The following is a 12,995-nucleotide window of genomic DNA, read 5'->3' as shown; positions in this document are numbered from 1 at the left end:
GAATAAAAATACATTATGCAACTAACTGAACTTTTACAACAGGATAAAGCTTTACAGGAGCTAGCTACTGGGTTGACTAAGGGCGGTCGTCATTTGATGACGGGAATTTCTGGCACTGCCCGTACGGTTTATTTAGCAGCGTTACAGCAACGAACTCAGCAACCAATGGTGATTGTGTCAGATAGTCAATTTCATGCCGATCAATTAGCGGAAGATTTACAAGCTTTGTTGGGTAACGAACACGTTGCGGTTTTTCCTGCTGAAGAAAGTTTAGCAGCTGAAATGGCAGTGACATCGTTAGACACTCGTTTGGCGCGTGTTAGTGCTTTGCACCTATTATTAACGGATCCACAAGCTGTTGTGGTAACTGGTATTGCGGGGGCACAACGTTATTTGCCACCCGTTAAAAAGTTTCAGCAAGCACAATTGACGATTGATTTTGATCATGAGTATGAGTTAAAAGACTTAGAAATAAAATTACATCAAATGGGTTATCACCGAAATACCACGGTCGAACAACCTGGTGAATTTGCGATTCGTGGCTCAATTGTTGATGTGTACCCATTGGATGCAGACTATCCGGTTAGATTAGATTTTTTTGATACTGAACTGGATTCAATGCGGTCATTTGATGCGGAAAATCAGCGTAGTATTAAAAATATTGATTCATTGACCATTTTGCCAGCAGCTGACTTAGTTTTGAGTGACGATGATCGTCAAAAAGCAAAAACACAACTTGAGTTGGCAATGACGAAACAACGCGACCAATTGGCTGGTGCAGAGAAACGGCATTTGACTGAAGCAATCACGCCATTACTGACAACACTAGCAGATGGACAAATTTTGCCAGAAATGCGGGCATATTTACATATGCTGTATCCAGATGCTGCCAGTCTTTTTGACTATTTGCCAGTAAATGGCATTGTGGTATTCGATGATTATCCACGTGCCATTGAAAATGCTGCGCAAATGCGATTAGATGACACAAACTGGTGGGCTGAGAAACTTGATAAGCAACAAGTTTTGACAACGGCAGATTTTGGCTGGTCTTTGACTGATCAAGCACGTGATATCCAACAAGCAAGCTTAATCTTCTCGCCACTACAACGAGGAATTGGACAATTACGACAAACTAGCTTAACTAATGTGACATTACGACCAACACAACAATTTTTTGGTCAGATGCCTTTGCTGAAAGGTGAAGTGACACGTTGGCAAAAACAAAATATGACCGTAATCTTTTTGACTAATTCAGATGATCGACAAGTTAAATTGGTTCAAACCCTAAATGACTTTGGTATTAAAGTAAACCAAGTGCCTGTTGACGGATTAGCAACTGGTCGTACGCAGTCAGCAACACTACCACTAAGTGCGGGATTTGAGTTACCAATGCAAAAATTAGTGGTGTTAACCGAAAAAGAATTGTTTCAACAAGTTCGTAAACGGGCACCAAAACGTCAAACACTGTCAAATGCGGAACGTATTAAGAGCTATAATGAGCTGAAACCTGGCGATTACGTTGTGAATGTTAATCATGGGATTGGTATCTATGAAGGCATGCAAACAATTGAAAATCGGGGTGTTAAGCAAGACTATATTACGATAGCTTATCAAAAGGGAGATAAGTTATTTATTCCAGTAACACAGCTTGATTTGGTGCAAAAATATGTCGGTGCGGCTGAAAAAGCTCCCAGAATCAATAAAATGGGGGGTACTGAATGGCAACGTGCAAAGGCGAAAGTTGCCAAAAAGGTTGAGGACATTGCAGATGATCTCTTGGCTTTGTATGCGGAACGTGAAATTAAACAAGGCTACGCTTTTGCACCAGATGATGAGGAAATGCGTCGCTTTGAAGAGGCGTTTCCTTACCCTGAAACACCAGACCAAATTCGTTCGGTCAAAGAAATTAAAGCAGATATGGAAAAGTCACGCCCAATGGATCGTTTATTGGTGGGTGATGTTGGTTTTGGTAAAACTGAAGTGGCCATGCGAGCGGCGTTTAAAGCAGCTCACGAAGGTAAACAAGTGGCTATGTTGGTACCAACAACTATTTTGGCCCAGCAACATTACGATTCATTCCTTAACCGTTTTGAAGGAACCAATTTAAAAATTGCTTGGATGTCGCGTTTTCAAACAAAGAAACAAATGACAGAAATCAAGACTGGTTTGAAGAATCATACAATCGATATTGTTATTGGTACACACAGTTTATTAGCTAAAGATGTGGCGTTCGGTGATTTAGGATTGCTAATTATTGATGAAGAACAACGTTTTGGGGTAAAACATAAGGAGCGGTTAAAAAGCTTGCAAACAAATGTGGATGTCTTAACGCTGACGGCGACGCCAATCCCCCGTACGCTGAATATGGCAATGGTTGGTGTACGTGATCTATCAGTGATTGAAACGCCACCAGCCAATCGTTATCCAATTCAAACATATGTGATGGAACAAAATGGACGGGTCATTGCAAATGCGATCGAACGTGAAATGGCACGTGGCGGCCAAACTTTCTATCTACATAATCGCGTGGCTGATATTGAAAAAGTCGCGGGGATGATTCAAAGTTTAGTTCCTGAAGCACAGGTTGCATATATTCATGGCCAAATGACTGAAACACAAATGGAAGGGATTTTGGTCGACTTTATCAATGGTGAATATGATGTTTTAGTTACCACAACAATTATTGAAACTGGGGTAGATATTCCAAATGCTAATACATTGTTTGTTGAAAATGCAGACTATATGGGATTAGCGCAATTGTACCAGTTACGAGGTCGCGTGGGTCGTTCAAATAACGTTGCTTATGCATATTTTACCTATCCAGGTACGCGTTCGCTTAATGAAGAAAGTGAGAAGCGACTAACGGCTATTCGTGATTTTACAGAGCTCGGCTCTGGCTTTAAAATTGCTATGAGGGATCTGTCGATTCGTGGTGCAGGGGACTTGCTGGGTCAATCACAGCATGGATTTATTAATGCTGTTGGATATGATTTATATACTCAAATGTTGCAAGAGGCAGTTGCTGCTAAACAGGGTAAGAAACAAAAACGTTTTGATTCAGAATTAGACTTGCAGGTCGAAGCCTATTTGCCAGCTGACTATGTGGCAGATGGTCCACAAAAGATTGACTTATACCAACGTATTCGTAAGGCAACGAAGGCTGAACAATTTGCTGAAATTACGGATGATTTGGTTGATCGATTTGGTGATATACCAGCAGCTACCAATCGTTTATTAACAGTCTCACAGTTAAAAGCAATTGCTGATCAAGTGGGAGTTGCCCAGATTAAGCGAACAGTTAATCAACCGACGATTATAACTATTCGTTTTGATAAGCAAGCTAAGATAACTCATGAGCAAGTCCAACAAGCGATGGCTGACACGAAAACTCGTGGTCAGATTAAAGTGAATGATCCCGTACTATTTGCGATGGCTATTCAGCCAAAGCAAACGGATGATGAATGGTTGCAAAGTTTAATAAAGTTTTTGTCAGCATTATTGCCAAAAAAGGACTAGGAATATGAGTAAAAGTAGTCAAAATTTAATGGCCGGTGCTGGTATTCTGACATTGGCAGGAATCATTGCCAAAATTCTTAGTGCTGTTTATCGCATTCCTTTTCAAAATCTAGTTGGTAATACAGGTTTTTATGTATACCAACAGGTTTATCCGATATATGGCATTGGCGTGGTATTAGCTTTAAGTGGGTGGCCATTATTTATTTCAAAAATCATTACGGAACAGACTGATAATGAACGTAAGCAGTTGGTTGCGCGACGCTTGTTTTGGTTGCTCTTTATCATCAGCTTCATTTTATTCATGTTTGTTTATGGTGGCGCTCCTTTGATAGCAACCGGGATGGGAAATGATTTGAAATTGATTCCTGTGATCAGAGCGGTTGCTTGGATGTTTTGGTTCATGCCATTTTTGGCAGTTGGTCGCGGTTTTGCACAAGGTCAATTGAATATGGTACCGACGGCTATTTCGCAGGTCATTGAACAAATAGTTCGTGTTGGTATTATTATTGGTGTTGCTTGGTGGGGTGTTCATGCGGGGTGGTCTGTTTACAAGATTGGTTCTTGGGCGACTGCAGCAGCTACATTTGCAGCAATGCTAGCTACTTTATACATTAGTCGTACGATTAAATTAGTCTGGCAAACACCGATTACTAAGCCTGTTAAAAAAGAGCGTGCAATCGGATGGATCCGCATTTTTCAGCGCCTATGGTCGGAGGGCAATCTTTTGGCCATGTTAACCGGTCTGCTAGTTTTGTTACAGTTGGTTGATTCGTTTTCGACGAAAGGACTACTAGAAGTCAACGGCATGAGCTCACAGGCTGCCGAGTATGCGAAAGGTGTTTATGATCGCGGGCAACCATTGGTTCAATTGGGGATGGTTCTAGCGACAGCAGTTAGTACTTCTTTACTACCAGTTTTGCGTTCTCATGCCGTTCGAAAAGAAGATGGGGACTTTATACATGATTTTCAAATGATGTTGCGGCTATCATTGATCCTATCAAGTGTTGCTACAGTTGGGTTAATAGCGGTTATGCCAGCAGCTAACCAAGTGCTGTTTAGCACGCGGGAGGGTAGTCAGGCATTAATGGTTTTTGTTCTAACGATTATTCCAGCAACCTTAATCTTGATCATCACGAGTGTTTTACAGAGTTTAGATTATACGCGTGGTGTTAGCTGGTTTGTATTGCTGACGATGATTGTTAAGTATATTTTGAATATGATTTTTATTCCACAATTAGGCATTGTGGGTGCGTCTTTGGCAACTTTATTAGCCTTAGTACCAATGTTATATTTTGTCCTACATCGTTTACCGAAAAAATTACGACGCCAATGGCACAGCCAAAATTGGTGGTACAAGTTAATGACAACATTGCTGGTCGTTTTACTAACCGCTGGACTATGGGGTTGGGCGAGTGATAAATTAATGGGAGCATCTCGACTAGCTAGTTTATTTTCGCTGATTACTTCAGCGTTAATTGGTATAATTATGTTTATAGTGATGATTTGGCGTTTACGTCTGTTGTCAAAAGAAGAGTGGTATGCACTACCAAAAGGGTACAAGCTCTACCACTTCTTAGAACGAAAGGGAAATTCATGCGATTAGATAAATATTTAAAGGTATCACGCTTGATTAAGCGACGCTCAGTAGCAAAAGATATTTCAGACCAAGGGCGTATTGATATTAATGGTAAAACTGCAAAATCATCTAGTGATGTTAAGGCTGGTGATGAATTAACGATTCGTTTTGGTAACAAGACATCAGTTATTGCAGTAGAACGCATTGTTGAGACAACAAAAAAGAATGAAGCTGAGCATATGTACAGTATTGTTTCAGAGTCGTATGCACAAGATTTTGATGCTGACGTAAAATAAAATAACGCTCCGTTATTTTTTTATATGAAAATGTTAAGAAATGATAATGAGAGTTAGAAAAATTTAATTCCTGCGGTAAAGTTAAGGTAATTAGACTACAAGTAGATTTAGATGAACGACCGGAAAGGTGATTAGTGATGCGTAGAACAACTGAACAATCAAATATACGGCCACTAAATGCTGCCGGTAAGCATCATATAGCGATTGAAGCACAACAAGCGAAATATGCGCGCTATATTCATTTGCGCCGCCGTTTTCTTCTAGGTGTTTTTATGATTATTGTGGCTGTCGTGGCTATGGTAAATTTTCATAAACAATATGTAAAATACACCACTACCTCGGCTGGGTTAACTGAGACCAGCAAGACATTATCAACTGCAAAGGCATCACATTCAGACTTAAAACAAGAAGTAAAAGATTTGGGTGATAATAGCTATTTGGAAAAATTGGTTCGTGAGAAATACATGTATACAAAAAATGGTGAAACTGTTTTTAATATTCCGAATTGGCAATTAACAAACTAACTGATAAAAGCCAGGACAAAACATCCTGGCTTTTATTGTCTGAAAATAGCCTTACACTCCGGATTCAAATCGCATTGGTTCACACTCTGCCTAAATGTGCTCCAAAAAGCTGAATCCTCAATGTAAGATCATTTAGGAAATTCTTGTTCTACGCGTTGCTCCGCCCAAAAATTACCTAAACGACCTTACACCCGGATTCAAACCACATTGGTTCACACTCTGTCTTTTTAGCATATAATAAAGTTAGTCCAAAAAAGGAGTAAGTGTATAGGAATGCAACCTAGAGTTTTACGAGCTAACTTAATTCGCCATCTTCGTGAACAGCAGTTGTTTGATGCCAACGATCATGTATTGGTCGCTGTATCAGGCGGGCAAGATTCATTACGATTATTAAGATGGCTAACTGCAGGTGATTTGCCTAAAGATCTGCAACCACAAGTTAGTGCTATCTACATTAATCATCAACTGCGTTCTGATGCGCAACAAGAAGAAGCATTAGTCAGGAAAGTGTTTGCACATACGCCACACTTACAATCGGCAACCATACGAAAATTGGATTGGTCAGAGGTACCAACTGTTTCAGTAGAAGAAAAGGCACGCGAAAAGCGGTATGGCGTGATGTTTTCGGTTGCTGAGCAAGTCGGTGCAAACAGTATCGTGACTGCACATCATCGCAATGATCAAGTCGAGACAATTTTATATAAATTAACGCGCGGAAGTCGGTTAGAGCAGTTAACTGGGATGCCAGAAAAACAAACGCTTACCAATGGGCTGAAGCTTGTACGGCCGTTTTTAAGTCTTTCTAAGCTAGAATTAAAGGATTTAATTAAGGAACCTGTGCAAGAATGGATTGACGATTATACAAATGATGATCAGCAATACGCACGTAACCGACTAAGAAATGCGGTTATTCCTGACCTACAGCACATAAATAAACAAGCTGTGGCTCACATCATTGATTTTGCTGACCAATTAACAGCTTTACAGGCATTAGCGGATCCACAAATTAAGCAATATGTGGCAGCGTTAGAAGCAGGTGTATTAGATTGGCAATTACCAACAGAACAATTATTACTAGTCCTACAACAATGGTTACAGAAACAAGAAGTGTTTGACGTTAAAGACCGACAGTTGCGACAGACCATTCAATTAATGAGAAATCAAAATGTTGCTACTGGTAGTATTCAGTTAAATGACTATAAACAGCTTATAAGGAATCATCAATGGTTAAGATTGGTGAAAAGTTAAAACTTTTTCAGTTCTTTTAGTTATTGACTAAACATTTGGGGTTAAACATGGTATTCTTAAATCTATGTAACAGTAGGGGAATTAAGATTTAGGAGATTAACAAAACATGAACCAGCCGGACATGAATAATGATATCGAACGGGTATTGTATAGCGAGGCAGATATTGCAAAAGCTGCCAAACGAGTTGGCGAACAATTAGCTGCTGACTATCAAGGACGGACACCAATTATTCTATCAGTACTGAAGGGTGCTGTTTTGTGGACAGTTGATGTGATGCGTCATATGCAATATGCAGAAGTCGAGTTCATCGATGTTTCTAGTTATAATGGTGGTATTTCATCATCAGGTAATGTGGATTTGGTAACAGATTTACAGACTGATATTAATGGACGTGACATTATTATTATGGAAGATATTGTTGATACAGGTCGGTCGCTGAAGTTCATGATTGAGTTATTAAAGAATCGTGGTGCAAAATCAGTAAAAACGGCTAGTCTATTAGATAAAAAAGATGGACGAGTTGTCGAAGCAACGGTTGATTATGTTGGCTTTGACGTACCAAAGGCCTTTGTGGTAGGGTATGGACTGGATTACAAACAGTTGTACCGTAATCTACCATATGTAGGGGTTTTGAAGCGTGAAGTTTATGATCCACAACATGCTGATATTGTTGACACGGTGGATATCACACCAAATCACTAATTTAAACTGAAAAATTAATTAATAAGATCGTACATAATATAAGATAGTAACTGCTATTGCTATCTATAGGAGGAATTGATGAAAAACCAACGAAACGGAAACTTTGTCCGAAATAGTTTGTTTTACGTAATCGTAGTCCTCGGTATTATGGGGTTGATATATTGGGTAGCCGGGCCCACACAGACCTCAAATACTAAGACTATCTCTACGTCAACATTTATGACGGAGTTACGTGACAAAAAGATTGATAAAGTCACGATTCAACCTGGCGATGGGGTTTACAACGTTAAGGGTGAGTACACAAAAGCACAATCAAGTAAAAATTCTAGCAATAATGATGCCTTTACAGCATTGTTAGGTGGTGGTCAATCAGGTAAGGCAACGTCCTTTGAGACCAAGTTGGTTGGTAGTGATACCGTTATTGCAAATGTACAAAAAGTTGCCGAAAAGGCAGATACGGATATCACCACAAAACCTCAGCCTACTAATTTCTGGGGAACATTTCTTGTAACTATTTTGCCATTGATCTTGATGGTCGGTTTATTCTACCTAATGATGGGTGGTATGAATCAAGGTGGTCAAGGTGGCCGTGGCAATATGATGGGGATTGGTAAGTCAAAGGCTAAGCCGGCTGATCCATCAGAAAACAAAAAGCGCTTTGCTGATGTCGCAGGTGCTGAAGAAGAAAAGCAAGAATTGGTCGAAGTTGTTGAATTCTTAAAGGATCCAAAGAAGTTCCTTAAGTTAGGTGCTCGTATACCATCAGGTGTACTTCTAGAGGGCCCTCCCGGAACTGGTAAAACTTTACTAGCTAAGGCTGTTGCTGGTGAAGCTGGCGTACCATTCTTTTCAATTTCTGGTTCTGACTTCGTTGAGATGTTCGTTGGTGTTGGAGCAAGTCGTGTTCGTGATTTGTTCGAAAATGCCAAGAAGGCAGCACCATCAATTATCTTTATCGATGAAATTGATGCGGTTGGACGTCAACGTGGTAACGGTATGGGCGGAGGTCACGATGAACGTGAGCAAACGCTGAATCAAATGTTGGTTGAGATGGATGGATTCGAAGGTAATGAAGGTGTTATCGTCATGGCGGCAACAAACCGTTCTGATGTGCTTGATCCGGCATTGCTTCGTCCAGGTCGTTTTGATCGTAAGATTTTGGTTGGTCGTCCTGATATTAAGGGTCGTGAGGCAATCTTGAAGGTTCATGCGAAGAATAAGCCATTAGATTCAAGTGTTGACTTGAAGGAAATTGCTAAGCAAACGCCGGGATTCGTTGGAGCTGACTTGGAGAATTTGCTGAACGAAGCTGCTTTGTTAGCCGCTCGTCAGAATAACAATACGATTACGGGTAAGGATTTGGATGAAGCTGAAGACCGTGTCATTGCTGGTCCAGCAAAGAAGGATCGTGTTGTTTCAGCTAAAGAACGTAAGACGGTCGCTTATCACGAGGCTGGACACGCTATTGTTGGTCTTGTATTAAACGAGGCACGTGTTGTGCATAAGGTAACGATTGTTCCTCGTGGTCGTGCAGGCGGATATGCAATCATGTTACCTCGTGAAGATCAAATGTTGATGAGTAAGACGGACGCTATGGATCAGGTTGCTGGTTTGATGGGTGGTCGTGCTGCTGAAGTATTGATATTTAATCAACAGTCTTCGGGAGCCTCAAACGACTTTGAGCAAGCGACAGGTATTGCTCGTGCGATGGTTACACAATATGGTATGTCTGATAAGCTTGGTATGGTCCAGTTAGAGAAAGATGGTGACCAACAATATGGTCAACCATTATACTCAGATACGACTTCACGTTTAGTTGATGAAGAAGTACGTCGTATTACAACTGAGGGTTACAATACAGCCCGTGATATTATTACTAAGTATAAGGACAAGCATGAAGCCATTGCGCAAGCTTTGCTAGAGTACGAGACGTTGGATGAGAAGCAAATTTTGAGCTTGTTCAACACTGGTAAGATGCCGGACGAAGCAAATTCTAAGGCCGATGAATCAACGCCGATGTCATACGAGCAAGCTAAGAAGGCTGCAAATGATAAATTGACTGAAGATGTTGCGTCTGAAAAGGCAGTTGCTTCAGAGTCATTGACACCTGACGATGATTCATCAGATAACGAGGATGATCGTGCTTAATGTTTGATAAATAGGTAGTATCAAAGAGCTAGGGAATATATTCCTAGGCTCTTTTTTTATGTACTCTGTGTTACACTTGATAACGGAAAAACAATCAGAAAAGGACATCAATATGGCAGATAAATTAATACGTGCGATAACGGACGATGGTAAGTTTCGTGCGATTGCAATTGAAGCAACTGATATGATGAAAACAGTTGCCACATTTCATGACGCTTCACAACTTGGAATTACGATTTTAGGACGTGCATTGCTCGGTTCATTAATGGTGTCAAATGCAATCCTTAAGGGCGATGAACGCTTAGCTATCAGTATTGATGGACAAGGACCGGCAGGAAAAGTTGTTGTCGAGGCATCAGCTCAGGGTGAGGTTCGTGGTTATGTGACTAATCCAAAAGTGACCTTACCTTTGACGCCTAAGGGACAACCTGACGTAGCGAATGCTGTTGGTACAGATGGATTTTTATCAGTAACAAAAGATTTTGGAGCAAATGAGCCATTTACAGGGCAAGTAGCCTTAGTAACTGGTGAAATTGGGGATGACTTAACTTACTATATGGCTAAATCGGAGCAAATCCCTTCGGCCGTAGCGGTATCTGTATTGGTTGATCCCGATGGCACCATTGTCACGGCCGGAGGATTTATGGTTTCGACATTACCTGATGCTACGGATGAGGATATTGCCACATTAGAAGATAAATTGGCTAATTTTCCAGCCATTTCCACACAAATGCTTGAAGGGTTTACGCCAAGTGATTTACTCAATAATTTGTTTGGTGAAGAACAAGTGAAAGTATTGTCAACAACTGAGGTAAATCTTTACCCAGAAATTGCGAAGCATGACTATGCCCGGATGTTGGCGACATTACCACTTACAGAATTACAAGAAATATTAGCTGAAGACCATGGTGTTGAAATTATCGATCGATTTACTGGTAAAATTATTAATTTCGACGAAAACGAATTGCAGGCAATTATTGCTAGCAAGGATGCAAATGGTTTGTAAAATTTGTCCTGAGACTTGCAAAATGGACAGAAGATTGGCAAACTTATAATTATGTATGGTGGAAGCACCAAAGAATCAATAAAGAAAAATGAGGCAGGAATAGGAATATGGCTGACCAACAAGTGTCGTTAAATGACCAAATGATCAAACGCCGTGAAAAAATGACCGAATTGCGTGATGCAGGTATCGATCCATTTGGTCACCGTTTTGATCGGACACACATGGCATCTGAATTACACACATTATATGATGATGTTTCAGGTGAAGATTTAGAAGCGCAAGCAAATGAAGTCGCAATTGCTGGACGCATGATGACAAAGCGCCGTTCAGGTAAAATTAGTTTTGCTGACATTAAGGATCGTTCAGGACGTATTCAAGTGTTTGTACAAAAACCAGTAGTTGGTGAAGAAACGTATGAATGGTTTAAAAAATCAGATTTAGGTGACTGGTTGGGCTTCAAAGGTACCATCATGAAGACCCGTGCTGGAGAATTGTCATTAAATGTGACTGCAATTACGCACCTTTCAAAAGCTTTGCGTCCTTTGCCAGACAAGTTCCATGGTTTGACTGATATTGAAACAAAGTATCGTCAACGTTATTTGGATTTGATTGCGAATGATGACTCGTTTGATCGTTTCCAAAAGCGTTCAAAGATTATTTCTGCTATTCGTGCATACATGGATGGTGATGGCTTTACAGAAGTAGAAACACCTATGCTTCAAAATGCTGCTGGTGGGGCTGCTGCACGACCATTTATTACACACCACAATGCTTTGAATATCGATTTGTACATGCGTATTGCACTTGAACTACATTTGAAGCGTTTAATTGTTGGTGGTATGGAGCGTGTTTATGAAATTGGTCGTGTCTTCCGTAACGAAGGTATGGATCCAAAACACAATCCTGAATTTACAGTTATGGAATCTTATGCTGCCTTTTGGGATCTTGGCGATGTCATGACTGAAACTGAAAATATCTTTAAGGCTGCTGCAAAGGTTGTTGCCGATGATATGATCATTACTTATCAAGAACACACGATTGATTTGGCTAAGCCATTCGCACGTAAGCACATGGTGGACTTGATCAAGGAAAAAACTGGTGTTGATTTTTGGCAAGATTACACGGTTGAAGAAGCCCGTGCAATTGCTGACGAGAAGGGTGTTAAGTATGAGCAATACTGGGGTGTTGGTCACATTATTAATGAATTCTTTGAGAACTTTGTTGAAGATACATTGATTGAACCAACTTTTGTCTACGGACATCCAGTAGAAGTGTCACCATTAGCTAAGAAGAGTGATGACGATAAGCGTTTTGCGCAACGTTTTGAGTTGTTTATTTCGGGCGGTGAATATGCCAATGCCTTTACTGAGTTAAATGATCCGATTGATCAGCGCGAGCGCTTTGAGGCACAAGCAGCTGAACGGGCAGCAGGAAACGATGAAGCCGAAGGTATTGACGAAGACTTTATTGAGTCTTTGGAGTATGGTATGCCGCCTACTGGTGGCTTAGGTATCGGAATCGATCGTTTGGTAATGTTGCTAACAAATGCTGATACGATTCGTGACGTCTTGTTATTCCCAACAATGCGTTAAGATATCAACACGCAAAAAATATTGTATCTATTAAAAAGCTGAAACAGATAGAAAATTCTGTTTCAGCTTTTTTATTGGTGTGTGGGTTATCTGATAAGTTGATGAAGAATATCTAAGTGCTAAAATTAAATGTTATAAAATTCAAATTAAAGCTTGCATTCTCTCAATCATAGTCGTATTATATAAAAGTTGGGTTTTGGAAGCGATGAAAAAATCAATTCAAAAGACATCAAAACTTATCTAAATTATAGTGTTGACATTCAAATGAATATACTGTAATATAGTTTAAGTTGTGAAACGCAAGTTTTATAAAAGATTTGTTATAAAACTTAGTTGTTGACAATTATTTAGATTGTTGATATACTAACTAAGTTGTGAAACGCAAC

The 12,995-nt window shown here is 40.1% G+C and carries 9 protein-coding genes; all 9 read left to right on the top strand.

The genetic code is table 11. The features are described from left to right. The first annotated feature begins 15 nt into the window (after nt 1-15). Nucleotides 16-3,516: a transcription-repair coupling factor gene (gene mfd, locus HMPREF0877_RS09330; protein WP_002829146.1), complete on the top strand. Its 3,501-nt coding sequence runs from the start codon at nt 16-18 to the stop codon at nt 3,514-3,516. A 4-nt stretch (nt 3,517-3,520) separates the two neighbouring features. Beyond that, a complete protein-coding gene (locus HMPREF0877_RS09325) occupies nt 3,521-5,119 on the top strand; it encodes a polysaccharide biosynthesis protein (RefSeq protein WP_002829145.1) in 1,599 nt (532 codons plus the stop codon). Continuing rightward, entirely contained in the window at nt 5,110-5,388 is a 279-nt protein-coding gene (locus HMPREF0877_RS09320; RefSeq protein WP_002829144.1) for an RNA-binding S4 domain-containing protein, read from the top strand. The genes HMPREF0877_RS09325 and HMPREF0877_RS09320 overlap by 10 nt, the downstream gene beginning before the upstream one ends. A gap of 137 nt (nt 5,389-5,525) precedes the next feature. Continuing rightward, on the top strand, nt 5,526-5,912 hold the full coding sequence (locus HMPREF0877_RS09315; RefSeq protein ID WP_002829143.1) for an FtsB family cell division protein: 387 nt from the start codon (nt 5,526-5,528) through the stop codon (nt 5,910-5,912). A 273-nt stretch (nt 5,913-6,185) separates the two neighbouring features. Next, the gene (gene tilS / locus HMPREF0877_RS09310; protein ID WP_002829141.1) at nt 6,186-7,160 is read left to right on the top strand and encodes a tRNA lysidine(34) synthetase TilS; all 975 of its coding nucleotides are present in this window, start codon (nt 6,186-6,188) and stop codon (nt 7,158-7,160) included. Nucleotides 7,161-7,266: 106 nt separating this feature from the next. Next, nucleotides 7,267-7,863, top strand: a complete 597-nt coding sequence (gene hpt, locus HMPREF0877_RS09305; RefSeq protein WP_002829140.1) for a hypoxanthine phosphoribosyltransferase — start codon at nt 7,267-7,269, stop codon at nt 7,861-7,863. 78 nt (nt 7,864-7,941) lie between these two features. After that, entirely contained in the window at nt 7,942-10,011 is a 2,070-nt protein-coding gene (gene ftsH, locus HMPREF0877_RS09300; protein ID WP_002829139.1) for an ATP-dependent zinc metalloprotease FtsH, read from the top strand. A 112-nt stretch (nt 10,012-10,123) separates the two neighbouring features. Beyond that, complete coding sequence (gene hslO, locus HMPREF0877_RS09295; protein WP_040761215.1) at nt 10,124-11,017, top strand: Hsp33 family molecular chaperone HslO; 894 nt, start codon at nt 10,124-10,126, stop codon at nt 11,015-11,017. 107 nt (nt 11,018-11,124) lie between these two features. After that, on the top strand, nt 11,125-12,609 hold the full coding sequence (gene lysS, locus HMPREF0877_RS09290; RefSeq protein WP_002829137.1) for a lysine--tRNA ligase: 1,485 nt from the start codon (nt 11,125-11,127) through the stop codon (nt 12,607-12,609). The last annotated feature ends 386 nt before the right edge of the window (nt 12,610-12,995 follow it).

The organism is Weissella paramesenteroides ATCC 33313 (genome assembly GCF_000160575.1).
GTDB lineage: Bacteria > Bacillota > Bacilli > Lactobacillales > Lactobacillaceae > Weissella > Weissella paramesenteroides.
Note: the sequence above shows the minus strand (reverse complement) of the source record. Positions and strands in the feature narration are given on the sequence as shown.